Origin of the sequence: Gordonia amarae NBRC 15530 (assembly GCF_000241345.1) — a bacterium.
Lineage (GTDB): Bacteria > Actinomycetota > Actinomycetes > Mycobacteriales > Mycobacteriaceae > Gordonia > Gordonia amarae.
Genome location: NZ_BAED01000040.1, coordinates 12,043 through 36,851, shown reverse-complemented (window position 1 = coordinate 36,851; position 24,809 = coordinate 12,043). Strand labels below are relative to the sequence as shown.

22 protein-coding genes are annotated in these 24,809 nt (G+C 66.7%); 19 read left to right on the top strand and 3 right to left on the bottom strand.

Features of this window, described 5'->3' with window-relative positions:
* Positions 1-172 precede the first annotated feature (172 nt).
* The 7 genes from ftsZ to ileS all read left to right on the top strand — a co-directional run bounded on the left by ftsZ (position 173) and on the right by ileS (position 9,551).
* Positions 173-1,360, top strand: a complete 1,188-nt coding sequence (gene ftsZ / locus GOAMR_RS10485; RefSeq protein WP_040514991.1) for a cell division protein FtsZ — start codon at positions 173-175, stop codon at positions 1,358-1,360.
* 28 nt (positions 1,361-1,388) lie between these two features.
* Positions 1,389-2,144 (top strand): peptidoglycan editing factor PgeF, encoded by a 756-nt coding sequence (pgeF, locus tag GOAMR_RS10480; protein WP_005186816.1) that lies wholly within the window; start codon positions 1,389-1,391, stop codon positions 2,142-2,144.
* Between the two features lie 272 nt (positions 2,145-2,416).
* Positions 2,417-3,196: a cell division protein SepF gene (locus GOAMR_RS10475; protein WP_005186815.1), complete on the top strand. Its 780-nt coding sequence runs from the start codon at positions 2,417-2,419 to the stop codon at positions 3,194-3,196.
* Between the two features lie 184 nt (positions 3,197-3,380).
* Positions 3,381-3,701, top strand: a complete 321-nt coding sequence (locus tag GOAMR_RS10470; protein ID WP_005186814.1) for a YggT family protein — start codon at positions 3,381-3,383, stop codon at positions 3,699-3,701.
* 362 nt (positions 3,702-4,063) lie between these two features.
* Positions 4,064-4,882: a DivIVA-like cell division protein Wag31 gene (gene wag31, locus GOAMR_RS10465; RefSeq protein ID WP_005186812.1), complete on the top strand. Its 819-nt coding sequence runs from the start codon at positions 4,064-4,066 to the stop codon at positions 4,880-4,882.
* Positions 4,883-4,908: 26 nt separating this feature from the next.
* Entirely contained in the window at positions 4,909-5,958 is a 1,050-nt protein-coding gene (locus GOAMR_RS23615) for a hypothetical protein (RefSeq protein WP_005186811.1), read from the top strand.
* 323 nt (positions 5,959-6,281) lie between these two features.
* Positions 6,282-9,551 (top strand): isoleucine--tRNA ligase, encoded by a 3,270-nt coding sequence (gene ileS / locus GOAMR_RS10455; protein ID WP_085949047.1) that lies wholly within the window; start codon positions 6,282-6,284, stop codon positions 9,549-9,551.
* 139 nt (positions 9,552-9,690) lie between these two features.
* On the opposite strand, the gene GOAMR_RS10450 is transcribed toward ileS, so the two are convergent.
* Positions 9,691-10,401 carry a TetR/AcrR family transcriptional regulator gene (locus GOAMR_RS10450; protein ID WP_170319147.1) on the bottom strand — a complete coding sequence of 237 codons (711 nt, stop codon included), beginning with the start codon at positions 10,399-10,401 and terminating at the stop codon, positions 9,691-9,693.
* 178 nt (positions 10,402-10,579) lie between these two features.
* On the opposite strand from GOAMR_RS10450, the gene GOAMR_RS10445 reads away from it, so the two are divergent.
* The 6 genes from GOAMR_RS10445 to GOAMR_RS10425 all read left to right on the top strand — a co-directional run bounded on the left by GOAMR_RS10445 (position 10,580) and on the right by GOAMR_RS10425 (position 14,706).
* Positions 10,580-11,035, top strand: coding sequence for a nitroreductase family deazaflavin-dependent oxidoreductase (locus GOAMR_RS10445; RefSeq protein WP_005186807.1), 456 nt, complete (start codon positions 10,580-10,582; stop codon positions 11,033-11,035).
* Between the two features lie 97 nt (positions 11,036-11,132).
* Positions 11,133-12,449 (top strand): DNA polymerase IV, encoded by a 1,317-nt coding sequence (locus GOAMR_RS10440; RefSeq protein WP_050942682.1) that lies wholly within the window; start codon positions 11,133-11,135, stop codon positions 12,447-12,449.
* 62 nt (positions 12,450-12,511) lie between these two features.
* Positions 12,512-13,303 carry a helix-turn-helix domain-containing protein gene (locus GOAMR_RS10435; RefSeq protein ID WP_005186804.1) on the top strand — a complete coding sequence of 264 codons (792 nt, stop codon included), beginning with the start codon at positions 12,512-12,514 and terminating at the stop codon, positions 13,301-13,303.
* A complete protein-coding gene (locus GOAMR_RS10430; RefSeq protein ID WP_005186803.1) occupies positions 13,285-14,181 on the top strand; it encodes a hypothetical protein in 897 nt (298 codons plus the stop codon). Before GOAMR_RS10435 ends, GOAMR_RS10430 begins: the two co-directional genes overlap by 19 nt.
* The gene (locus GOAMR_RS24140) at positions 14,174-14,488 is read left to right on the top strand and encodes a hypothetical protein (protein WP_005186801.1); all 315 of its coding nucleotides are present in this window, start codon (positions 14,174-14,176) and stop codon (positions 14,486-14,488) included. The genes GOAMR_RS10430 and GOAMR_RS24140 overlap by 8 nt, the downstream gene beginning before the upstream one ends.
* A complete protein-coding gene (locus tag GOAMR_RS10425; protein WP_005186799.1) occupies positions 14,485-14,706 on the top strand; it encodes a YlcI/YnfO family protein in 222 nt (73 codons plus the stop codon). Before GOAMR_RS24140 ends, GOAMR_RS10425 begins: the two co-directional genes overlap by 4 nt.
* Here GOAMR_RS10425 and GOAMR_RS10420 read toward each other — a convergent pair.
* Entirely contained in the window at positions 14,703-15,668 is a 966-nt protein-coding gene (locus GOAMR_RS10420) for an asparaginase (protein WP_005186798.1), read from the bottom strand. The genes GOAMR_RS10425 and GOAMR_RS10420 overlap by 4 nt on opposite strands.
* A 170-nt stretch (positions 15,669-15,838) precedes the next feature.
* On the opposite strand from GOAMR_RS10420, the gene GOAMR_RS10415 reads away from it, so the two are divergent.
* Entirely contained in the window at positions 15,839-16,399 is a 561-nt protein-coding gene (locus tag GOAMR_RS10415; RefSeq protein WP_005186796.1) for a WKL family lipoprotein, read from the top strand.
* Positions 16,400-16,476: 77 nt separating this feature from the next.
* Here GOAMR_RS10415 and GOAMR_RS10410 read toward each other — a convergent pair whose 3' ends face one another.
* The gene (locus GOAMR_RS10410; protein WP_244427380.1) at positions 16,477-17,412 is read right to left on the bottom strand and encodes a hypothetical protein; all 936 of its coding nucleotides are present in this window, start codon (positions 17,410-17,412) and stop codon (positions 16,477-16,479) included.
* Positions 17,413-17,558: 146 nt separating this feature from the next.
* Between GOAMR_RS10410 and lspA the strand changes: the two genes are divergently transcribed.
* From lspA to ilvA, 5 genes are all read left to right on the top strand, one after another.
* Positions 17,559-18,215, top strand: coding sequence for a signal peptidase II (lspA, locus tag GOAMR_RS10405; RefSeq protein WP_005186792.1), 657 nt, complete (start codon positions 17,559-17,561; stop codon positions 18,213-18,215).
* Positions 18,208-19,131: an RluA family pseudouridine synthase gene (locus tag GOAMR_RS10400; RefSeq protein ID WP_040514947.1), complete on the top strand. Its 924-nt coding sequence runs from the start codon at positions 18,208-18,210 to the stop codon at positions 19,129-19,131. The genes lspA and GOAMR_RS10400 overlap by 8 nt, the downstream gene beginning before the upstream one ends.
* 244 nt (positions 19,132-19,375) lie before the next feature.
* Complete coding sequence (dnaE, locus tag GOAMR_RS10395; protein ID WP_005186788.1) at positions 19,376-22,921, top strand: DNA polymerase III subunit alpha; 3,546 nt, start codon at positions 19,376-19,378, stop codon at positions 22,919-22,921.
* 94 nt (positions 22,922-23,015) lie between these two features.
* Positions 23,016-23,255, top strand: coding sequence for a hypothetical protein (locus GOAMR_RS10390; RefSeq protein WP_005186786.1), 240 nt, complete (start codon positions 23,016-23,018; stop codon positions 23,253-23,255).
* A 152-nt stretch (positions 23,256-23,407) separates the two neighbouring features.
* Positions 23,408-24,790 (top strand): threonine ammonia-lyase IlvA, encoded by a 1,383-nt coding sequence (ilvA, locus tag GOAMR_RS10385; RefSeq protein WP_050942676.1) that lies wholly within the window; start codon positions 23,408-23,410, stop codon positions 24,788-24,790.
* Positions 24,791-24,809 lie beyond the last annotated feature (19 nt).

The following is a 24,809-nucleotide window of genomic DNA, read 5'->3' as shown; positions in this document are numbered from 1 at the left end:
CGCGTGCTTAGCGTCATGACCAACACGGAACTACTTGACATAACTCTAAGTCTATGGTTGAGGTTTAGAGTTTGCCGCGAGGGTGTCAGGGTTCGGCGTCGGTATGTCGTCACACCGTCGACGGGTTCCGTCCGCAGCTGCAGCATTAACACCGATGAGGAAGGCGATGGACATGACGCCACCGCACAACTACCTGGCCGTGATCAAGGTCGTCGGCATCGGCGGCGGCGGCGTCAACGCCGTCAACCGGATGATCGAACAGGGACTCAAGGGAGTCGAGTTCATCGCGATCAACACCGATGCCCAGGCGCTCCTCATGAGCGACGCCGACGTCAAGCTCGACGTCGGCCGTGATTCGACCCGCGGCCTCGGTGCCGGAGCCGACCCCGAGGTGGGCCGGCGTGCTGCCGAAGACGCGCGGGACGAGATCGAGGAACTGCTCAAGGGCGCCGACATGGTGTTCGTGACAGCCGGTGAGGGCGGTGGCACCGGCACGGGCGGTGCGCCCGTCGTCGCGCAGATCGCCCGTAAGCTCGGTGCGCTGACCGTCGGTGTGGTCACCCGGCCCTTCTCCTTCGAGGGCAAGCGCCGCGGCAATCAGGCCGAAAGCGGCATCGTCGCGCTCCGCGAGTCCTGCGACACACTCATCGTGATCCCCAACGACCGGCTGCTGCAGCTCGGTGACGCCCAGGTCACCCTGATGGACGCCTTCCGCAGCGCCGACGAGGTGCTCCTCAACGGTGTCCAGGGCATCACCGACCTGATCACCACCCCGGGCCTGATCAACGTCGACTTCGCCGACGTCAAGGGCGTCATGAGCGATGCCGGCAGCGCGCTCATGGGTATCGGTTCGGCCAGGGGGGAGGACCGGGCCAAGAAGGCCGCCGAATCGGCGATCAATTCGCCGCTGCTAGAGGCGTCGATGGAGGGTGCCCGCGGCGTCCTCATCTCGATCGCCGGCGGCAGCGACCTCGGTCTTTTCGAGATCCACAACGCTGCCACGCAGGTGCAGGAGGCCGCGCACGAGGAGGCCAACATCATCTTCGGCACCGTGATCGACGACAACCTCGGAGACGAGGTCCGCGTCACGGTGATCGCGGCCGGTTTCGACGGCGGACCGCGGACACGGAGCGAGGCCGCTGCCGCTCCGGCCAAGGCGGCCGCACCCACCGCCGCCCGCACAGGTGTCGTCCCCGGCCAGGCCGGCAACGTCGGTCGTGCCACGGCCAACGATCCGCTCTTCGGCAAGGTGCCGGCCTCTGGCGGCGACCCGTTCGCCGCGCGCGAGGAGGCGCCTCGCCCCAACAGCGTGCGGATCGATGACGACGACGTCGACGTGCCGTCGTTCATGAAGCGCTGAGGCCCGCTCAGCCCCGATAATGAACGGCATGTCCGGATCCATCGCAGGTGCCGGGCCCGGGCGTTCCGCGCCCGGGCGCGCCACTGTGCGGCGTGTCGTCACCACCCGCTCCGGAGGCGTCTCCAAGCCTCCGTATGACTCTTTCAACCTCGGCGACCACGTCGGCGACGACCCGGCGGCCGTGGCTGCGAACAGGCGCCGCCTCGCCGGCAGCATCGGGCTCCCGCCGGCTTCCCTGGTGTGGATGGAACAGATCCACAGCCGCAACGTCTCGGTGGTGGACGGACCGGCCACAGGGCCGGTCGCCGCCACCGACGCGCTTGTCACCACCACCCCCGGACTCGCCCTCGTCGTGCTCACGGCGGACTGCGTGCCCGTCCTGCTCAGCGACGACGACGCCGGCGTCATCGCGGCCGTGCACGCGGGCCGCGTCGGCGCCTGGATCGGCATCGTCGCCGAGGTGCTGCGGACGATGACCGAACTCGGCGCGCGGCCTGAGCGAATCGGTGCGCTCCTGGGCCCCGCCGCCTCGGGCGCGCGTTACGAGGTGCCCGCCGAGATGCAACGTGATGTCGAGACGCACCTGCCCGGCAGCGCCTGCGCGACCACCAAGAACACCCCGGGCCTCGACATCCGCGCGGGCGTGCACCGGCAACTTCTCGACGCCGGTGTCGGCGCCGTTGCCGTCGATCCCCGCTGCACCATCTCCGATCCCACCCTTTTCAGCCACCGCAGAGGTGCGCCGACGGGTCGCCTGGCATCGGTCATCTGGATGGAAGGCTGACGGGCGATGGGCAGCCGGTATTCGTCGCAGCAGCGCGGCCGATTCGTGCGCACCGGCGGCTGCGGCCGGTGGCAGGGCTGTGGCGCAACGGAATTCGTGAACCATCCGATCGTGAAGAGGCGATTGAAGATCGTTGGTGTTCCCTGCGTGTCGGTCCCGGTGTCGCCGGTCCTGCGACGCTAATCTCTCACTAATCACATCGGTCACATGAGAACCACCAAGCACTGTGACAACAACCGTTTTCGCCGGTGCGCAACGATCGGAGACCCGCAATGACCACAATGCAGAAGTTCAAGGCATATTTCGGCATGGTGCCTCCGAGCGAGTACGAAGACGACTACCTCGAAGAGCCCGGTGCCCCGCTGCGTGCTGTCCGCGGATACCGCGACGACTACGAGGCCGACTACCGCGACACCGATTACCGAGACTCCGACTACCTCGACAGCGACTACCGGGGCAGCGACTACCGCGACGCCGACTACCGGGACCCGGACTACCGGGAACCCGACTACCGCAGCGGCGGATTCGCCGACGGCCCCCGTGACGCCGACTACAGTTGCGACGAGGACCGTCGCTACGACGACCGCGCCTACGAGAAGCCTGAATACGCCTACGCCGGAGGACGGCACATCAAAGAGACCAACGAGCGCCTGCGGCAGCCTGCACGCCTCGAACCACTCCAGCGCAGCGCCGCCTCCACCCTCCGGTCCGCCAACGCCCGGCCCGGGGCCGGCAGCGACCAGCACGAACTCGACCGCATCTTCGCCGACGGACCGCTGCACAAGATCACCACCCTGCGGCCCTCCGACTACAGCGAAGCCCGCACTATCGGCGAACGCTACCGCGACGGCAGCCCCGTCATCATGGACCTCGTCAACATGAGTAACGACGACGCCAAACGACTCGTCGACTTCGCCGCCGGACTCGCCTTCGCGCTCCGTGGCTCCTTCGACAAAGTCGCCACCAAGGTCTTCCTGCTGTCGCCCGCCGACGTCGACGTCACCCCCGAAGACCGCCGCAAGATCGCCGAAACCGGCTTCTACAACCACTGAGTCATCGGGTCTGCTGACAGGCCGGGCCTAATGCATCGTCTTCCCTCGTCGCACTCGGTCGCAAGCTCCCTCGCGCTCCTCGGTCCAGACGATGCGGCCCGGCCTTTCACCAGACCTGGGGTGAAACTCCGCAAAATAGGCACCGCGTTGCGATGGGTGCCGACCTATCAGGCAACCTTGTGATGTGACGACCTTCTATCTGGTTCTCTACTACATCCTCTTCGTCTACTGGCTCCTGCTCCTGGCACGGCTCGTGGTGGAGCTGGTGCGTTCCTTTGCCCGCGAGTGGCGGCCGACCGGCATCGCCGTGGTCATCATCGAAGCGGTATTCACCGCCACCGACCCGCCCATCAAGCTTCTCCGGCGCCTGATACCGCCGATTCCGCTCGGCCCGGTGCGCCTGGATCTCTCGCTCATGATCGTCATGATCGTTGTGATCATCGGGATGAGAATCGCCCAGGGGGCCGCGAACTCCTCCGGAACCGCCCTCGCCCTCCTGGTCTGACGGCGATCGGCACGTCGCTCACCTGCAATCCTGCGACCCACCGACCGGAAAACTGGGAAACGGTAACCGCAGATGTCATGATTGAATCACCGTTGTATTGCGAGACTGCATCGATCCCGTGTGACAGATGGGGCTGATGCGACAGTGTGACGCCAAAGTGGCAAATTTTGACTGGCATGAATTGCTAGTAGTGTCAAACTGTAGGGGTGACGTTGTCGGAGCTGTAGCCTAACCGGGTTCGCTCCAGCGGGTCGCTCACCCGGTGGCCCGGACTCCGATAGCCTGGACCACTAGAACACGAGAACCTACGAACGAACTCGAGACGACAAGCGGCCTCGAGGATGAGAATGAGGGGAACCGACATGCGGCTGACACCAGCTGATGTGCACAACGTCGCGTTCAGTAAACCGCCGATCGGTAAACGCGGCTACAACGAGGATGAGGTCGATCAGTTCCTCGACTTCGTCGAGACCGAGCTGGAGCGGCTGCTCGAGGAGAACTCCGACCTCAAGCAGCGGGTCGAGGAGCTCGAAGCCGACCTCGCCGCCGCCCGCGAAGGCGGAGCTGCCCCCGCCGGCACGCCGGAGATGGACGACCAGACCACGGTCCTCAAGGTGACGCCCTCGACGCCTGCGGCACCTGCCCCGGAGGCCCCGGCCGGACCCACTGCCGTCGACCAGGACGCAAGCCTGCGTGCCGCCAAGGTTCTCGCCCTCGCCCAGGACACCGCCGATCGTGTCGCGGGCAGCGCACGCGCCGAGGCCGACACCCTGCTGGGCGATGCCCGCACCCGGTCCGACACCATGGTCAACGAGGCCCAGACCAAGGCCGACGCGCTCCTGAGCGACGCACGTCAGCGTTCCGAGGCCATCCTCGCCGACTCGCAGACCCGGTCCGAGACCCAGGTCCGCCAGGCCCAGGAGCGCGCCGACGCCCTGCAGGCCGATGCCGAGCGCAAGCACTCGGAGATCATGGGCACTATCAACCAGCAGCGCACCGTCCTCGAAGGTCGTATCGAGCAGCTCAAGACCTTCGAACGCGAGTACCGCACCCGCCTCAAGTCCTACCTCGAATCGCAGCTCGAAGAGTTGCAGCAGCGAGGCAGTGCCGCACCGGTCGAAAGCGGATATCCGGCCGAACAGCAGAACGCGGGCGGATACTCAGCGGGATACACGGGCTGACCGGGAAGACAGGGTAGGCATACATCGTGCTCGCATTGGCACTCGGCGCCACACTTGTCGCATTCGTCCTGCTGATTCTGGGACTTGTCACCGGCACAGTCTGGCTCGCTATCACCTGTATCGTCATCTGTCTGGCGGGTCTGGGATTCCTGATCGCCGACGTCGTCGGGTCCGCGCGCCGCGCGCCGTCCCGTAGCGTCGAGCAGATGGTCGGGGCATCGACCGCCGGCCGCCGCGCCGGCTCCACCAGCACCCTCACCAACGACAGCGACGCCGACGACGAGGCCGTCGACAGCGGCGGCACCAGCGTCCGGCATCGGCCCGGCGGCCCACGCGGTGCGGCGCGGTCGGGTTCCATACCCGCACAGCCGCGCGCCGGGGCGGTGCCACCGTCGGCCGCGCCCGCATGGAACGACGACGTCGCGTCGGGTCCGCGGAAGTTCGCCGACATCGAAGAGCCGGCCGCTCGCGAACCAGGGGTTCGGGCGTCGGGGCCGGGGAATGCCTCGACACAGCGCCTCGGAGCGCCCACGGCCGGTCCGTCGGCCGTAGGCTCCACCGGCCAGACCGCGGTACCCCCGGGGCTCGGCCTCAACAAGCAGCCGGAGGCCGCGGGCTACTCGCAGCCGACACCTCCGTCGCCGCGGCCGCAGCCCGCGCCGCCGACCGGACGTCCGGCAGGCGGCTACGACGATTACCTCCGGTCGGTCGGTGGGCTGCCGGAGGCCCCGCAGCAGCGCCCGGCGCCGCAGAACCCGGCCGGCGGCCGACCCGACATCGGTCGCTCCGACCTGGGGCGCCCCGAACCGGGTTTCTCAGAACCCGGGTTCTCCGAACGCTGGGGCAACCCGCCCCAGTCGGGTCGGATGCCGCAGCAGCCGCGTCCGCAGTATCAGCCGCCCACCGGTCAGCAGGGACAGTTCGGCCCGGGCGCGGATTCGCAGGAGATCCCGCGGCCCTGGTCGCCCTCGGGTCAATCCCCGCAGCCCGGGCAGGCCGACGGCGGCACACCGCCGGTCACCGGGCGCCGCCGCAAGATCGACCCGCTCGATCCCGAGTGGCGTCCCGGTAGCTGAGCGGACTTCGCGATAACTGAACAGCACGAAAAACCGATTGTGTAGCGCTGCTCCGGCAGCGCTACACTGTCGTTTGCGCCGCATTGTGCCCAAGTCGCACAGTGTGCGCTCGCGTCGATCCGGCCATCACCGGGGAGCACCTGGAAGAACGGGACCGCGAGTCGTCGGCAACGACAACGGCGGTTCTCACTAGACCCAGGCGGGTAGCGGCCCGTCACAGCCGCAGGCGTGTGCGTCCACCCCGGATGCGCAGGCCGTAGAGAGGCGCCGCACCCGCGGCGCAAGCGGGGTGGTACCGCGCCGCGGTGTCAACGATGGCACCGATGCGTCCCCGTGCGAGCACTTTCGAGAAGTTCGGCACTTCGAGAGTCCGGCACGAGGAGACAGCAGTGACAGCATCCCCCGAGAATCCAGAATCGGGCACCCCCGGGCGCACCTACCCGCTCGTCGATCTCACCGGCGGCACCGGCCGCACCGCCCCCAGCTTTCCCGACGTCGAGAAGCTGGTCCTGGACTACTGGCAGACCGACGGCACCTTCCAGGCGTCCATCGACAACCGCGCCGACGCCGACGAGTTCGTGTTCTACGACGGTCCGCCCTTCGCCAACGGCCTGCCGCATTACGGTCACCTGCTCACCGGTTACGTCAAGGATGTGGTGCCGCGCTACCAGACGCTGCGCGGCAAGAAGGTGGAGCGCCGCTTCGGCTGGGACACCCACGGCCTGCCCGCCGAACTCGAAGCCGAACGGCAACTCGGTATCACCGACAAGTCCGAGATCGAGACGATGGGCGTGGAGAAGTTCAACGACTTCTGCCGCGACTCGGTGCTGCGGTACACCGGCGAATGGCGCAACTATGTGACCCGCCAGGCCCGTTGGGTCGACTTCGACAACGACTACAAAACGCTCGATCTCGACTTCATGGAGTCGGTGATGTGGGCGTTCAAACGCCTGCACGACAAGGGCCTGATCTACCAGGGATACCGAGTGCTGCCGTATTCCTGGTACGAGCAGACCCCGTTGAGCAACCAGGAATCCAAACTCGACGACGCCTATCGGATGCGGCAGGACCCCGCGCTGACCGTGCGGATGCCCATCGTCGCACCCGGAAACCCGCTCGACGGCGTCAACGCCGTCATCTGGACCACCACGCCGTGGACGCTGCCGTCCAACCTCGCCGTCGCCGTCCACCCCGACGTCGACTACGTGCACGTGAAGGCGACCGACGGGCAGGACTACCTGCTGGCTGAGGCCAGGCTCGGGGTGTACGCCAAGGAGTTCGGCGAGCCCGAAGTGGTCGCGTCGTACCAGGGTCGCGATCTGGAAAACCTTTCGTACACACCGCCGTTCGACTTCTTCGCCGGTCATCCCAACGCGCACCGGGTGCTGCTGGCCGACTATGTCACCACCGACAGCGGTACCGGCATCGTGCATCTCGCGCCGGCGTTCGGTGAAGAGGACATGGATGTGGCGACCGCCAACGGCATCGAGGTGGTGCAGCCGCTGGATCAGGGCGGCAAGTTCACCTCGCAGGTGCCGCCGTACGAGGGGCTGATGGTCTTCGACGCCAACCCGGTCATCATCAAAGACCTGAAGGCCGCCGGTAAGGTGCTGCGGCACGAGACGATCGAGCACTCCTACCCGCACTCGTGGCGGTCGGGACAGCCGCTGATCTATATGGCGGTGCCGTCGTGGTTCGTGGCGGTCACCCCGATCAAGCAACGCATGCTGGAACTGAATCAGGAGATCACCTGGGCGCCTTCGCATATCCGCGACGGCCAGTTCGGTAAGTGGCTGGAGGGTGCCCGCGACTGGAACATCAGCCGCAACCGGTACTGGGGTGCGCCGATCCCGGTGTGGGTCTCCGACGACCCGGAGTTCCCGCGCGTGGACGTGTACGGCTCGCTCGACGAGCTCGAACGCGACTTCGGGGTGCGTCCGACCAACCTGCACCGGCCCTACATCGACGAGCTGACCCGGCCCAATCCTGATGACCCGTCGGGTAATTCGACGATGCGCCGGGTACCTGAGGTGCTCGACTGCTGGTTCGAGTCCGGCTCGATGCCGTACGCACAGGTGCACTACCCGTTCCAGAACAAGGGCTGGTTCGACGGCGACTCGGAGTCGGGAGAGGTCGCGCACAACCCGGGTGACTTCATCGTCGAATACAACGGGCAGACCCGCGGCTGGTTCTACAACCTGCACGTGCTGGCCACCGCGCTGTTCGACCGGCCCGCGTTCAAGAGCGTCATCGCCCACGGCATCGTCCTCGGCGACGACGGCCAGAAGATGTCCAAGTCCAAGCGCAACTACCCGGACGTCAACGAGGTCTTCGACCGCGACGGCTCCGACGCGATGCGCTGGTTCCTGATGGCCTCACCGGTGCTGCGCGGCGGCAACCTCATCGTCACCGAACGCGGCATCCGCGAGGGAGTCCGGCAGGCGTTGCTGCCGCTGTGGAACGCCTACAGCTTCCTGCAGCTTTACGCCGACCGTCCGGCCACCTGGCGTACCGACTCCGAGCATGTGCTCGACCGGTACATCCTGGCCAAGCTGGCCGCCACCCGGGACACCATGACCGAGGCCCTGGACGTATACGACATCGCCGGTGCGTGCGAGGCGTTCCGCGAGTTCGTCGAGTCGCTGACCAACTGGTACGTGCGCCGGTCGCGGTCACGCTTCTGGACCGGGCAGGACACCGAGGCCGACGCCTTCGACACCCTGTACACGGTGCTGGAGGTGGCGTGCCGGCTCGCGTCGCCGCTGCTGCCGCTGGCCACCGAGGCTATCTGGCGTGGCCTGACAGGGGAGCGGTCGGTGCATCTCACCGACTGGCCGGAGGCCGGCGACCTGCCCGCCGACGCCGAGCTGGTGGCCGCGATGGACGAGGTGCAGGCCGTGTGCTCGACCGCGTCAAGCGTCCGCAAGGCCAACAAGCTGCGCGTGCGCCTGCCTCTGCCCGGACTCACCGTCGCCTCGCCGACGGCCGAGCGGCTGCGTCCCTATGCCGATCTGATCGCCGACGAGATGAACGTCAAGTCGGTGACGCTGGCGACCGATGCCGACCGCTTCGGCCGCTACGAGCTGACCGTCAACGCCCGAGCCGCCGGTCCCCGCCTGGGCAAGCAGGTGCAGCAGGTGATCAAGGCGGTCAAGTCCGGAAACTGGTCGGTGCGTACCGAATCCGACGGCACAGAGGTGGTCTCCGCCGACGGCGTCGACCTTGTCGACGGTGAATACTCGCGCAAGCTCGTCGCGGTGGAACCCGATTCGACGGCCGAGCTGCCGGGCGGGGCGGGGCTGGTCGTGCTCGACACCACGGTCACCGAGGAACTGGAGGCCGAAGGCTGGGCCAAGGACCGCGTCCGCGAACTCCAGGACGCCCGCCGCTCACTGGATCTCGACGTCTCCGACCGCATCGAGGTCCGCCTGGTGGTACCCGCCGAACGCCTCGAATGGGCACAGCGCCACGCCGCCCTGATCGCCGGTGAGGTCCTTGCCGTCGTCTTCGACGTGGTGCCCGCCGACTCCGGTTCCGGTGCCATCGAACTCGGCGACGGCGTCACCGCCGACATCGCCAAGGCCGACACCTGACGTGTTTGCCGCCGCGGGACTCGCGCCCGCGGCGGCCACCCGGGCCCCGTCGTGATCCCTGAGGCGATACGACGACTGCGCGACGACTGCGCGCCCAAACATCTTGATCCCTGAGGCCGAAGCGACGAAGGAGCGAGGGTCACGAAGGGTCCGGCGACCTTTCGCCACCTGACGCAACCACCCCAGAACCGGTACTCCCCAAGAGAATCCGCGACAACACCAGCCGCATCTGTGCCTCGAACAACTCCTCCGGATGCCGGAACGTCCCGGCTCCGTACTGCCCGAACACCTCCAGACTGACCGCCCCGATCAACGTGGCCCACAGCATCGACCCCGCGGCGATCACTGCGTCAGGCAGGGCCGGCCCGAACTCGTCACGAATCGCGGCCAGATCCGACGAGAGTACCGCGGAGCCGCCAGGTAGATCGTCACGCACCAGCCCGCGCCCGTAGGCGCCACCCAACTCTCGAAGCAGCGTCGCGACGACCCGCGTCCCCGGCACCACCGTCTGCTCGGCGGGTGCGGCATACCCGGGCACCGGGCTGCCGTAGAGCAAAGCCCAGCGCGCCGGATCCGCGACGGCCCACAGCCGTACCGACGTCGCCGCATTGAGCAGCCGTGACTCCGGGTCTTCGTCATCGACCCGCCCGACGGCCGCGTCGACGGCGTCGGCAAGATCGGTGTACCCCTCCACCAGCAGCAGTGTGAGCAGATCGTCCCGGCTGGGCACATACCGGTACACCGCCGACGACACGACACCGAGGTCCCGCGCGATCGCCCGCAGCGACAGCCCCGCGGCCCCGTGCGTGCGCAGATGGCTGCGTCCGAGTTCGCGGATCTGCTGTTCCATCGCCTCACGGTTGGCCGCCCGGCCGCCGCGCCGCCGTCCGGAATCGGGTGTCTCGATCGTGGTCACGACCCCGATTCTGCCACAAACGAGAGCACCGCTCTTGCAATCTTGCGAACGATGGCGCACCATTGTTTCGAGAGCAGTGCTCTTGAATTCTCAGACAATCCCGGAGGTTCCCATGAACACCACCGTCCACTACGTTGCGCCCACCGGATTCGATCGCGCCTTCAATGCTGTCGTCGGAGGCCTCACCCGGCTCGGTATCAACCTCGCCGGTGCCTGGACACTGACCGTCACCGGGCGGAAAACCGGTCAACCGCAACGGATCCCGGTCAACCCGATGACCCTCGACGGCACCGAGTACCTGGTCGCGGTCCGCGGCGAGACCCAGTGGGTCCGGAACGTGCGGGTGACCCCGGCCGCGGAACTGCGTCGGGGCAGGAAGGTCCGAGGCATCGTGGTCGCCGAGGTCCCGGTGGCCGATCGTGCCGCGATCATCGCGGCCTACCTCGGCCGCTGGGGCTGGGAGGTGGGTAAGTTCCTCCCCGGGGAGCTGGCCGCCGACGCGTCCGCCGCTGACATCGCCCCGTACGCCCACACCATCCCGGTCTTCGCCGTACGTCCGGCCGCCTGATCTGTGTCGACGGTCGTCCGGCCGGCCCGTCCGGGGCCCCATCTACCATGCGAGGGTGGCCGAAGCATCCGATGACGAACGCGGTGCGCGCTGGGTGATGCACCTGGACATGGATGCGTTCTTCGCCTCGGTCGAGCAGTTGACCCGCCCGACGCTGCGCGGGCGCCCGGTTCTGGTGGGCGGCCTCGGTGGCCGGGGAGTGGTGGCCGGCGCGAGCTACGAGGCCCGCGTCTTCGGCGCCCGGTCGGCGATGCCGATGCATCAGGCCCGGCGTCTGGTGGGGGCAGGGGCGGTGGTCCTGCCGCCCCGTGGGTCCGTGTACCGCAAGGCCAGTGAACGTACCTTTTCCATTGTGCGCGAGGCTATTCCGGTGATCGAGATGCTGTCGTTCGATGAGGCGTTCGGCGAACCGGCCGAACTCGCCGGGGCGTCGGTGGCCGAGGCGACCGCATTCGCCGAGACCATCCGTACCCGCATCAAGACGGAGACGGGACTGACCGCGTCGGTGGGCTTCGGCAGCGGGAAGCAGATCGCCAAGATCGCGTCCGGCATGGCCAAACCCGACGGGGTGCTGGCGCTGGCGCCGAGTGCCGAACTCGGCTTCCTGCACGCCCTTCCGGTCCGCAAACTGTGGGGGATCGGCCCGGTGTCGGGGGATAAGCTGACCCGGCTCGGCGTCGACACCATCGGCGACTTCGCCGCACTGTCCGACATGGAGGTGTCCTCGGTTCTGGGCGTCACCCTCGGTCCGGCGCTGCACCGACTCGCCCAGGGCATCGACGACAGGCCCGTCGCCGAACGTGCCTCCGCCAAACAGATCAGTGCCGAATCGACCTTCCCGGAAGACATCACGGTGATGCCGGCGCTGCGGACCGCCATCGCCCGCGCCGCCACCGACGCCCACCGCCGACTACTCACCGACGGCCGCGGAGCCCGGACCGTGGTGCTCAAACTCAAACGCACCGACATGTCGATCCTCACCCGCTCGGCCACTCTCGCATCGGGCACCGCCGACCTCGACACCCTCACCGCGACAGCCCAGCGCCTGGCCCTCGACCCGTTGGAGATCGGCCCGATTCGCCTGGTCGGCGTGAGCTTCTCAGGCCTCACCGACACCGAGCAGTACGCACTGTTCGACGACCCCGCATCCGAGTCACCCACCACGGCAACCGAACCGGTGTCCGAAGGGGTGGTGAGCGTGCAAAAGGGAGATCCGGACACCACAGAATGGTCGACGGGCGCCGACGTCGTCCACCCCGAACACGGCCACGGCTGGGTCCAGGGCGCCGGCCACGGCGTCGTCACCGTCCGCTTCGAAACCAGCGCCACCGCCCCCGGCCGCGCCGTCACCTTCCCGGCCACCACCTCCGAACTCCGCCGAGCCGACCCCCTCGACAGTCTGCCGTGGGACTAGCTGCCTGTCGACCTGTGCTGCGCGCTTGACCTTGACGTGGCGTCAAGGTGTGGAATTGGTTCATGGCTGACGGACGGGACCTGCAGATCGGTGAGGTAGCTGAGTTGGTCGGCGTCTCCACACGGACAATTCGCCACTATCACCATGCCGGCGTGGTACCCGAGCCTCCTCGTAGTAGTGGTGGCTATCGCCAGTACGGGCTTGTCGACGTCGTGCATCTATTGCGGGTTCGACGACTGGTGCATCTGGGCCTGTCACTCGCGGCGGTCAAGGATGCGCTTGCCGACCGCCCTGATGGTGACGGTGACATGGCGGAGATCCTCCAAGAACTGCGTGACGGACTCGCCGACGAGGAGGCCCGACTAGCCGCCCGTCGCAAAGCGGTCGAAGAACTGTTGGCGCGACCGGATGGTCTCCTCCAGTCAGCCTCGCATCAGCACGCGCTGACTCGCTTACGCCAAACGCGGCCGGTCGGGCATCCCGGTCTTGATCGCGAAGCGATCACGGGTGAACTGGTGGAAGCCGCTGTAGGGCATGAGCAGTCAGAAAGCCTATGGCAGACGTACGAACTCATCGCGGAGGATTCCGATTTGTCGTCGCAACTCGCGGTTCTGTCGGAGGGGTTCGAAGGACTTGCCGAAGCGTCCGCAGACGATCCGGGAGTCGACGAGTTGGTGGAGTTCGCGGCGCGTCTGGGTGATGCGGTCCGCGCGTTGCTACCTCGGGACATCATGGACGGGGACGGCGACCCCGCGTCGGCGCATCACTTGTTGGACGCGCTGGCCGTCGAAATGAGTCCGGCTCAGGAGCGCTGCCTACGCTTGGCGTTCGCGCGGTGGGCGAAACAGTCGTGAAGTCGGCGCGAGCATGGCGGCGGGTCGCGCCGTGGCTGTTGCCGGCACTGGTGCTGGTCGAAGCAATGCTGGTCCTTACCGGGAGGATCGGACTCGGCGTCGCTGTATGGATCATACTGGCGGTGGAGTCGCTGCTGCTGGTCGCCGCGGTCATTCGGATAGTTGCCGCGGTCAGACGATTCAACAACGGCCGCGCGGAAGGAGCGGACCGCTGGCGCGCCGCAGAGGACGGCTTGGGCGAGATGATCCCCCGCAAAGCGGTGAAGGCCATCCTGATCGAGCCCAGGATGCTCGCCTGCATCGGGGCCTGGATACGTTCGTTCGGAAAACCCCGGCCAGACAATGTCGAGTCGTTCCGGTACGGCGCGCAGTTGCGCACGTTCGTCGGTGTGCTCGTAGTCGTCGTGCTCGTAGAGGGAGCCCTGATCGACCTGATCCTCGCCGCAGTCATACCCGGCAGTGCCTGGATCTGGGTCGTTCTGGGCCTGCATGTCTACGGCGCGATGTGGCTGATGGGTCTACTTGCTTCGATGTACACCCGCCCGCACCTGCTCACCGATACCGGGCTGGTGGTCCGTGATTCGGTCTTCAATGAGTTGTCAGTGCCTTACGACGCGATCCTCGGGGTGGCCCAGGTCGACCACCCGAACTCCGGACGTTCCGGGCTGAAACTCTCACCGGCAGATCGGACCGCAGTCATGGCGTATGGCATCGCCAACGTCGAAATCTCCCTCCGCGAGTCCGTGTCGATCAAGGACCTCGGCCACGTACCCGTTCGCAGACTGCGGATCTCTGTAGATGATCCTGCGGGTCTCGTCCGAGCCATTGACGAACGTAGCCGATTGTATCCGTTTGTAATACACTCATCATGTGACTGAGCGGGCAGAACGCTTCGATCTAGAAGCGCTCGATGACGCTGATCCGTTCGAGATAGGCGTTCAAGCCGCGCATCTGTTCAAGCACCCGTACCTCGGCCTTGAAGACATCCACGATGTCTGGGCGTCCGACCCACTGTTCTATCCGGCAAAACCGCCCGCCCACTGGCTCATGGTGGCTGAGTGCGCGGGCAAGATCCTCATGGTGCCGCTCGCGCCGTCGCGAAGTGGTGACCCCGCGAAATGTCGGCCGATCGGGTGCTATGAAGCGTCCAAACAACTTACAGACCAGTATCGGAGAGATCGATGAACGACGACATGACCCCAGATCAGGAATACGATTTCTACGCTCAGCCGGAGAATCATGAACCACTGGGCCCCGGACGGCGCCGGTTGACGGCCACTGTTCCCGTCCGGTTCTCGGAAGAACTGCTGGAGCAAGTCCGCAACGCAGCCGCCGCCGACGACAGATCGGTGTCAGCCTGGATTCGCCGAGCTGTCGAGCACGAACTACGCCACTCGGCTTAGTCTCCGGTCGGATCGCTGGCCCGGAAGAACTCGGCGATGCGGGGGGCGTCGTGGCCGGTGCCCAGTAGCACGGCCAGCGCGATCCGGGCCTGGGGTGCGCGCAGCCAGCGGGAGATGATCGCACCGGCGCGTTGCAGATCGACGGCACCGCCACCGCCGCCGTAGGTGGGGACGATCGGGCCGTACGGCACCCGGCTGGTCACCACCACGACGACGCCGTCATGTACCGCACCGGCCACCTGGGCGGTCACATCAGGGTGGGTGTTGCCCGAACCTGTTGCGGCGAGAACGATTCCGGCGGCATTCTGGGACACCGCCGCGGCGATGATGCCCGGAGAGACGCCCGGATAGAGGGTGAACGCGTCGACCCGCGCATGCCCGATCTTCGTCACGTCGGCGTCGATCACCGGCCGCGGCAGGTCCGGATGCGCGGTGTCGAAGGCGATCGGGTTGTCGGTGGACACCTTGAAAATGCCGCGCGCCGACCACATCCGGCCGCCGAGCACCACCAGGGTGCCCTTGCCGCGTGAGGACGGGTCGGCCGCTACCCGCAGCGCGTCCTCGATATTGCGCGGGCCGTCGGCATTGGGTGCGTCGGCGGGGAACTGGGCGCCGGTGAACACGACGGGCCGGTCGTCGGTGTGGAACAGGTCGGCCAGATAAGCCGTCTCCTCCATGGTGTCGGTGCCGTGGGTGACCACCACCCCGGTCACGTCCGGGTCGGTGAGGGCGTCGGCGATCCCCCCGACGATGCGGAACCGTTCGGTGGCCGTCATGGCCGAGCTGTCGACCGACATGAGGTCGGTCGCGGTGACCGAGATGTCCGGCAGCGGGTCCGTCCGGGGTGCCGCCAGATCCGGAACCAGATCGGCCGCGGCCAGTGCGGGGACCGCACCGTCGGCGGTGGTGGTGGCGGCCACTGTGCCGCCGGTGGTGAGCAAGACGATCCTCGACGCTGCCATGGATCCACCCTGTCGGCTGCGCGTTGCCCCGTCAACCGGTATCGCTTTCCTCCTTTACATCTCCTCAGCATCGTTTGGCATAGTGGTGTGAGCCGAGAACCGGGGGACAGTCAGAACGTCTGGGTTCTCACGCCGCGAAACCAACGATTCGAAGACAGTAAGGGAGATCGGTGAAGTATCCGAAGTTGATTACGGCAGCAGTCATTGCGGGGTCCATTGCACTGGTGTCGACCGGTTGTGGTTCCGATGACGACGACCCGCCGCTGCCCACCACGACCGCCGCACAGACCTCGACCGCGACCGACGCGGGCACCGGAACCTCCGGCACCTCCGGCGCCGACGAGGACGTGACCAATGCCAAGGTGCGCCCGTCGGCGGCCACGCTGAACAAGATGCTCGAGACCGCCCTCGACCCGGCTGTGGACAGCTCGGAGAAGGTCGACCTGGTGGAAGGTGCCGAGAAGGATCCGGCCATCTTCGACACGCTGGTCAAGCTCGTCAAGGACAACCCCGACGTGACCTACAAGATCATCCCGCCGGTCACCTCGGACGGCCCGAACAAGGCCAAGGTCAAGGTGCAGATCAAGCTGCCCGACAACCCGGCGACCACGACCGATGCCGGTATCTCCTACACCGATGGCCGCTGGAAGCTGTCGCAGGCCACGGTCTGCGGTCTGGTCGCGCTGGGCGGGGACTCGGTCAAGACCAAGATGTGCCCGGCCGCGAGCTGATCACCGCTTCCTGAACGCTCTACCCGGTACTGCCGGTGACACGGGCCACCGTGGACTTGGATGCGGGCTGACCACCGTCAGCGCGCACGCCAGTTCACGGTGGCCCCTGTCTGTTGCACGATGGGGGCGGACGCGTCCGATCCGACGAGTTCGCGCGCACCCGACAGGGTGATGGTCGCGTCGGAGGGCAGCGCCCGGTCCAGGTCGAGCGTCACCGTGCCGGTGCCCTCGTTGGAGTAACGCCGCAGGGTGACGGTCTCGCTGGTGCCAGGTACCGCGAACACCGAGTTGATCGGTGTCTCCTCGAATGTCGCCCCGAGCACGAGCCGGTTGGCGGTCCACGATTTCAGGGTGACGGTCATCGTCTGGGTGACGGTCACCGCGCCGCTGATCGAGCGCTGCGACGTCCACACCGCGCCCACGCCCACCGGCTGGGTGGGCAGTCCGACGGACACCTGCAGCGCCTGCACCAGCGACTGTTCGATGGCGTGGCGGGCCTCCGGGCCGGAGTCCTTGGTGGGCAGGATGCGGAGCGAGATCGGGATGGTGCCCGGCCCGACCGCCATCCCGGCCCCGCCGCCGGCGGACTTCGCGAGCTGACCGTTGAGCGTCGGATCCGGGGAGGTGGGCTGGTCCAGCGCCAGTTCCAGGTCGGTGGAGTCCTTGCAGCCGAACCGCGCGGTCAGCGGGATGTCGACGGTCTGTTTCCGGTCGTCGATGCCGTCCTGGGCGGTCCGCGACACGGCGGTCGAGGTGACCGACACCGTCGTGCGTTGCGCGGTGTCGCGTGCGGGGGTGGCCGCCGGAACCTTCCGCGGTTCGGCGCCCGGATGGGTGACGGTGATCTTGGCGGGTGCGATCGGGATCGGTTCGACGTCGTCGCGCCCGGCCGTCGACTCCGATGCGCATCCCGCGGCGGAGGTGGACGGTGTGGCGGTGCCGCCGTCGTCCGAGCCACACCCGGTCAGCGCCACGGTGATCGCACATGCCGTGGCGATCGCCGGTACGGTCACCACGCGCCGCCGTCGGCGAGTCGCAGCCGTAGCGGCCGATTCGGGCAATAGGGACACGCGAATGAGTGGGGGCATACGGTCAAACGGGGGCACGGGGCCAGACTATTGCAGGATTCAGGGATGATGGACAGGTGGATGAGGACCCGATGAGCGATTCGACAGGCAGCGCCGCGCTCCCGACTGAGGAAGAGCGTGCTGACGACGGGCAGGTGAACCCGGATCAGATGGGTGACGATCAGCGCACCCAGGCGAGCGACGGCGGGGCCACCGACTCCCGGGCCCGCCGGACACTCGGCGTGCTGGGCGTCATCGCGCTGATCGTCATCGGCCTCGACCAGCTCACGAAGGCCCTGGCCGTGGCCAATATCGACCCGCGCGACCCGATACAGATCATCGGCGACACCGTCACCCTGACCCTGGTCCGCAACAGCGGTGCCGCGTTCTCCATGGCCACCGGCTACACCTGGGTGCTCACCCTCGTCGCGCTCGTCGTGGTCATCGGCATCCTCCGATACGCCTCCCGGCTGGTGTCGACGTGGTGGATCGTCGGGATCGCGCTGGTACTCGGTGGTGCGATCGGCAACCTCATCGACCGGATGCTGCGTTCGCCGGGCGTGCTGCGTGGTCATGTCGTCGACTTCGTGTCCGTCGGCTGGTGGCCGGTGTTCAATGTCGCCGACTCCGCCGTCGTGTGCGGAGCGATCCTGCTCGTCGTGCTGTCGCTGCTCGGTTTCGAGTACGACGGTTCACGCACCGGTTTCGCCGCCCGCAATCGCCCGGGAGCCGGTGACGACGATGCGTGAATCCAGGATGCTTCCCGTTCCCGACGGTGTCGACGGTATGCGCGTCGACGCTGGACTGGCCCGCATTCTCGGTCTGTCCCGCACCGTCACAGCCGGTTTGGCCGACGCCGGTGATGTGACCGTCGACGGCGTCGAGGTGGGCAAATCTCACAAGCTGTCGGCCGGGTCGCTGCTGCACGTGGTGCTGCCGGCACCCGCCGAACCGTTGCGCGTGGAACCGACACCGGTCGAGGATCTCGACGTCATCTACCACGACTCCGACATCGTCGTCGTCGACAAACCGGTAGGGGTGGCGGCGCATCCGTCTCTCGGCTGGAGCGGGCCGACGGTGATCGGCGCGCTGGAGGCGGCCGGTTTCCGGATCTCCACGTCAGGCGCCCACGAACGGCAGGGGATCGTGCACCGGCTCGACGTCGGTACCTCCGGTGTGATGGTGGTGGCCGTCTCCGAACGCGCCTACACCCTGCTCAAGCGGGCGTTCAAACAGCGCACCGTCGACAAGGGCTATCACGCCGTGGTGCAAGGGCACCTCGATCCGCCGGTCGGCACCATCGACGCCCCGATCGGCCGTCATCGCGGCAACGACTGGAAGTTCGCGGTCACCGCGAACGGCAAACCCAGCATCACCCATTACGAGACGCTGGAGATGTTCGCCTCGGCCTCACTGCTCGACGTGCACCTGGAGACCGGACGCACCCACCAGATCCGGGTGCATTTCTCGGCCCTGCATCACCCGTGCTGCGGTGACCCGACCTACGGCGCCGATCCGACACTGGCCGCCAAACTGGGTCTCGAACGGCAGTGGCTGCACGCCAAGACCCTCGGCTTCGCCCACCCCGCCGACGGCCGGCGCGTCGAGTTCACCAGCGACTACCCGGAGGACCTGCAGCACGCGCTCGACGTCCTGCGCGGCTGACCTCGGGGATCAAGAATGTGGCCGACGTTTTTGGTCGTTGAGGGTGGTGTCGGGTTCGAGTGGGTGGCCGACCTTCTTGATCCCTGAGGGCGATGCGACGAAGGAGCGAGCGTCTCGAAGGGTCCGGCGACCCGAGGCTCCCAACGGTGTGCCGGTCGGACGATGTCGCACCCTGCGCCTAGAGTGGGTGAAGCCCTGACGCATGACTGCGTGACGTACCTAGCCGGCGAGGTGACCCGACTCCGTGACCGATTCCTTCGTTCACCTGCATAATCACACCGAATACTCGATGCTCGACGGTGCGGCGAAGGTGTCGCCGTTGTTCGCCGAGGCCAAGCGGTTGGGGATGTCGGCGATCGGGATGACCGACCACGGCAACATGTTCGGGGCGTCGGAGTTCTACAACTCGGCGGTCAAGCACGACATCAAGCCGATCATCGGGATCGAGGCGTACATCGCGCCGGGTTCGCGGTTCGACACCAAGCGTGTGCTGTGGGGTACCCGTGATCAGAAGTCCGATGATGTGTCGGGTTCGGGTGCGTACACCCATATGACGATGGTCGCGGCGAACGCGACGGGTCTGCGGAATCTGTTCCAGCTGTCCTCGCTCGCCTCGATCGAGGGTCAGTTGGGTAAGTGGGCGCGGATGGATGAGGATCTGATCGCCGCGCACGCCGAAGGCATCATCGCGACGACGGGCTGCCCGTCGGGGGAGGTGCAGACCCGGCTGCGCCTGGGCCATGATCGTGAGGCTCTGGAGGCGGCGGCGAAGTGGCAGGAGATCTTCGGGCCGGAGAATTTCTATCTGGAGTTGATGGAGCACGGGATCGAGATCGAATCCCGGGTCCGCGAGGGCCTGTTGGATGTGGGTCGCAAGCTGGGCATCAAACCGCTGGCGACCAATGACTGTCACTATGTGACGCGTGAGCACGCTTCCTCGCATGAGGCTCTGTTGTGTGTGCAGACCGGCAAGACGTTGTCGGATCCGACGCGGTTCAAGTTCGACGGTGACGGCTACTACCTCAAGTCCGCGGCCGAGATGCGGGAGCTGTGGGATGCGCAGGTGCCGGGCGCGTGTGATTCGACGTTGGAGATCGGGGAGCGCGTCGAGTCGTACAAGGACGTGTTCACCCATCGGGACCGGATGCCGATCTTCCCGGTGCCGGACGGCTATACGCAGGAGTCGTGGCTCAGTCGCGAGGTGTTCGCCGGTCTGGAGGAGCGCAGGTTCGCCGGGCGGACGGTTCCCGAGGAGTACCGTACGCGGGCTGAGTACGAGTTGCGGGTCATCAATCAGATGGGTTTCCCTGCCTACTTCCTGGTGGTCGGTGACCTGATCAGGCATGCGCTGGAGGTGGGGATCCGGGTGGGGCCGGGGCGTGGTTCGGCTGCCGGTTCGCTGGTGGCGTGGGCGTTGGGTATCACCAATATCGACCCGATCCCGCACGGTCTGCTGTTCGAGCGGTTCCTGAATCCTGAGCGTGTGTCGATGCCCGATATCGATATCGACTTCGACGATCGCCGCCGCGGTGAGATGGTGCGGTACGCGACCGATCGGTGGGGGTCGGACAAGGTCGCCCAGGTCATCACCTTCGGCACGATCAAGACCAAGGCCGCGATCAAGGATTCGGCGCGCGTCCAGTTCGGGCAGCCGGGTTTCGCCATCGCCGACAAGATCACCAAGGCGTTGCCGCCGCCGATCATGGCCAAGGACATTCCGGTGTGGGGTATCACCAACCCCGAGCATGAGCGGTTCTCCGAGGCCACCGAGGTGCGCACGCTCATCGAGACCGACCCGGATGTGAAGAAGATCTACGACACCGCTTTGGGTCTTGAGGGTCTGATCCGTAACGCCGGTGTGCATGCGTGTGCGGTGATCATGTCCTCGGAGCCGCTGACCGACGCGATTCCGGTGTGGAAGCGTGCCCAGGACGGGGCGATCATCACCGGCTGGGATTACCCGTCGTGTGAGGCTATCGGCCTGTTGAAGATGGACTTCCTGGGTCTGCGGAACCTGACGGTGATCGGTGACGCGCTGGAGAACATCAAACTCAACCGCGGCATCGACCTCGACCTCGACAAACTCGCTCTCGAAGACGACAAAACCTACGAACTCCTCGCCCGCGGCGACACCCTGGGCGTGTTCCAGCTCGACGGCGCGGCCATGCGTGACCTGCTGAAACTGATGCAGCCCACCGGCTTCGAGGACATCGTGGCCGTCCTGGCGCTGTACCGGCCCGGCCCGATGGGTGTGAACGCGCACACCGACTACGCCAAACGCAAGAACGGCCTGCAGGACATCAAGCCGATCCACCCGGAACTCGAAGAGCCACTGAAGGACATCCTCGCGGAAACCTTCGGCCTGATCGTCTACCAAGAGCAGATCATGCAGATCGCGCAGAAGGTCGCGGGATACTCGCTCGGACAGGCCGACCTGCTGCGCCGCGCGATGGGCAAGAAGAAGAAGGAGATCCTCGACGAGGCCTACGACGGTTTCGCCGACGGCATGCGTGGCAACGGATTCTCCCAGGCCGCGATCACCGCCCTGTGGGATACCGTGCTCCCGTTCGCCGGCTACGCGTTCAACAAGTCGCACGCCGCCGGCTACGGTCTGGTCTCGTTCTGGACCGCCTACCTCAAGGCCAACTTTCCGGCCGAATACATGGCCGGTCTGCTCACCTCGGTCGGCGACGACAAGGACAAGGCCGCCATCTATCTCGCCGACTGCCGCAAACTCGGCATCACCGTGCTGCCGCCCGACGTCAACGAATCCCAGCGCAACTTCGCCGCCGTCGGCGCCGACATCCGCTTCGGTCTCGCCGCCATCCGCAACGTCGGCACCGGTGTCGTCTCGTCGATCCTGTCCGCGCGTGAGGAAAAGGGGAAGTACACCAGCTTCTCGGACTACCTCAACAAGATCGACGTGGTGGCCTGCAACAAGAAGGTCACCGAATCCCTGGTCAAGGCAGGCGCTTTCGACTCACTGAACCATCCGCGCAAGGGCCTGTTCCTGGTACACAGCGACGCCATCGAATCGGTGCTCGGCACCAAGAAGGCCGAAGCCGTCGGCCAGTTCGACCTGTTCGGTGACGCCGGCGGTGCCGACGATTCGATGGCCGACGTGTTCGCCGTGAAGGTGCCCGACGAGGAATGGGACACCAAACACAAACTGGCCCTCGAACGGGAGATGCTCGGCCTCTACGTGTCCGGGCATCCGCTCGCCGGTGTCGAGCACGCCATCGCCCAGCACACCGACACCTCCATCACCTCACTGCTCGAGGGCAACATCTCCGATGGTGCGCAGATCACCATCGGCGGCATCATCTCCTCGGTCACCCGCCGGGTGAACAAGAAGGGTGAGCCGTGGGCGGCTGTCACCCTTGAGGACATGGTCGGTGGTGTGGAGGTGTATTTCTTCCCGCGCGCCTACCAGACGTACGGGCTCGACATCGTCGCCGACAACATCGTGCTCATCAAGGCCCGCGTCAACATGCGCGACGACAGCATGATGATCAGCGCCAACGACCTCGCGGTGCCCGACCTCGCGTCGGCCGGCGCCACCAAACCGGTCAGCCTGACGCTGCCTGCCCGGATGTGCACCCCCGACCGGGTGCAGCAGCTCAAGCAGGTGCTCACCCGGCACCCCGGCATGGCTGATGTGCACGTCACTCTTGTCGCTGATCAGCGCCAGACGCTGCTGAAGCTGACCGAGAGCCTGCGGGTGAATCCCACCTCGGCGCTGATGGGCGATCTCAAGGCGCTGCTGGGCCCGAGCTGCCTCACCTCGTAGCGGTCGCCTGCGTTTTCAGTCACACCGTTGCGCGAATGTTCGGCGAACCGAACATTCGGGTTCTAGGATGGTGGAAACCGTGTTGGGAGGCGCCATGACCACGATCATCGAGTCAATGGACACCGATCGGCCCCGCCGCGTCCACGCGACCATCGACATCGCGGGTGTCGCCTGGCCCGCCTACAAGGTCTGGGCCCTGATCGCCGCGGTCGTCGCCGCACTGTTCGCGGTCGTGCTCACCGGTTCCGGCGAGATCACCATGTGGGCCTGCGCCCTCACCCTCACCACCGTCTGGTGGGCCGCCCGCCTGCTCGACGGCAACCCCACATCGTGAACGAACACCCCGAAGCGCCCGCATAAGGGACCACCCGACGTGATCCCTGAGGCCGAAGCGACGGAGGAGCGAGGGTCTCGAAGGGGCCGGTGACCCGACCACCTGACCGGACCACCACCCTTACCGTTCAGCCACGCACCACCGGTGAGACCATGGAACCCGTGACTGTGCAGCAAACGGCAGACGCCGACCTCGCGTCGGCATTGGGTGTGGCGAACGTGGAAGCGGCCGCGGAACGAATCGCCGGCGCGGTGGCGCGTACCCCGCTGGAGGCCTGCCCCCGCCTGAGCGCCGACACCGGCGCCCAGATCTATCTCAAACGCGAAGACCTGCAGACGGTGCGGTCGTACAAGATCCGCGGCGCCTACAACGTGATGGCCCAGCTGTCCGACGAAGAACTGGCGAAAGGTGTGGTGGCCGCGAGCGCCGGCAACCACGCCCAGGGCGTCGCCTATGCCTGCCGGTCGATGAAGGTACACGGCCGGATCTACGTGCCCACCACCACCCCCAAACAGAAACGCGACAGAATCCGTTGGCACGGAGGAGAATTCGTTGAACTGCTGGCGGTGGGCGACACCTACGACGCCGCCGCCGCGGCCGCGCAGGCCGACGTCATGCGTTCGGGTGCCACCTGGATCCACGCCTTCGACGACGTCCGCACGGCCGCCGGTCAGGGCACCATCGTCCGCGAGATCGTCGACCAGCTCGGCACGGTGCCCGACTACGTGATCGCGCCGGTCGGCGGTGGCGGTTGTCTCGCGGGTGTCGCGGGCTACCTGCGCGCGATCAGTGACGAGGTGACCATCGTCGGCGTCGAACCGACCGGTGCGGTGTCACTGGCCGCGGCCCTGGCCACCGGCGGTCCGTACACCCTCGACACGATCGACCCGTTCGTCGACGGTGCCGCCGTCAAACGCATCGGTGGCCTGGGCTACCGGGTGATGGCCGGAATGGGCGCCAGCGTCAGCGAACATCCGGTGCTCACCGACATCGGCGTCACCTCCGGCGTTGAGGTGAAACCGGCCGGTCCGGTGTCGCTGCCCCGGGGGGCGGCACACATCACCCACGTCGATGAGGGCGCGATCTGCTCGGCGATGCTGGGCCTGTACCAGAATGAGGGCATCATCGCCGAGCCCGCGGGCGCACTGTCGGTCACGGGCCTGAGTGAACTCGACATCCCCGCCGGCGCCACCGTTGTGTGCCTGGTGTCCGGCGGCAACAATGACGTGTCCCGCTACGGCGAGATCATCGAACGCTCCCTCGTCCACCAGGGCCTCAAACACTATTTCCTGGTGCACTTCCCGCAGGAACCTGGTGCGCTGCGCCGCTTCCTCGACGAGGTCCTCGGCCCGGACGACGACATCACCCTGTTCGAGTACGTCAAACGCAACAACCGCGAAACCGGGGCCGCCCTCGTCGGCGTCCAACTCGGCGAACCCGCCGGCCTGGCCGGCCTGATGGACCGCATGTCCCACTCGCGCCTGAATTGCGAACGCCTCGAACCCGGCACCCCCGCCTACGACTATCTGACCTGATCACCCCTCGCACGTTCCA

Coding starts and splice junctions, on each gene's coding strand:
- ftsZ (WP_040514991.1), top strand. CDS start 173: ATGACGCCACCGCACAACTACCTGGCCGTGATCAAGGTCGTCGGCATC.
- pgeF (WP_005186816.1), top strand. CDS start 1,389: ATGTCCGGATCCATCGCAGGTGCCGGGCCCGGGCGTTCCGCGCCCGGG.
- GOAMR_RS10475 (WP_005186815.1), top strand. CDS start 2,417: ATGACCACAATGCAGAAGTTCAAGGCATATTTCGGCATGGTGCCTCCG.
- wag31 (WP_005186812.1), top strand. CDS start 4,064: ATGCGGCTGACACCAGCTGATGTGCACAACGTCGCGTTCAGTAAACCG.
- ileS (WP_085949047.1), top strand. CDS start 6,282: ATGCGTCCCCGTGCGAGCACTTTCGAGAAGTTCGGCACTTCGAGAGTC.
- GOAMR_RS10450 (WP_170319147.1), bottom strand. CDS start 10,401: ATGGAACAGCAGATCCGCGAACTCGGACGCAGCCATCTGCGCACGCAC.
- GOAMR_RS10445 (WP_005186807.1), top strand. CDS start 10,580: ATGAACACCACCGTCCACTACGTTGCGCCCACCGGATTCGATCGCGCC.
- GOAMR_RS10440 (WP_050942682.1), top strand. CDS start 11,133: ATGCACCTGGACATGGATGCGTTCTTCGCCTCGGTCGAGCAGTTGACC.
- GOAMR_RS10435 (WP_005186804.1), top strand. CDS start 12,512: ATGGCTGACGGACGGGACCTGCAGATCGGTGAGGTAGCTGAGTTGGTC.
- GOAMR_RS10425 (WP_005186799.1), top strand. CDS start 14,485: ATGAACGACGACATGACCCCAGATCAGGAATACGATTTCTACGCTCAG.
- GOAMR_RS10420 (WP_005186798.1), bottom strand. CDS start 15,668: ATGGCAGCGTCGAGGATCGTCTTGCTCACCACCGGCGGCACAGTGGCC.
- lspA (WP_005186792.1), top strand. CDS start 17,559: ATGAGCGATTCGACAGGCAGCGCCGCGCTCCCGACTGAGGAAGAGCGT.
- GOAMR_RS10400 (WP_040514947.1), top strand. CDS start 18,208: ATGCGTGAATCCAGGATGCTTCCCGTTCCCGACGGTGTCGACGGTATG.
- GOAMR_RS10390 (WP_005186786.1), top strand. CDS start 23,016: ATGACCACGATCATCGAGTCAATGGACACCGATCGGCCCCGCCGCGTC.
- ilvA (WP_050942676.1), top strand. CDS start 23,408: ATGGAACCCGTGACTGTGCAGCAAACGGCAGACGCCGACCTCGCGTCG.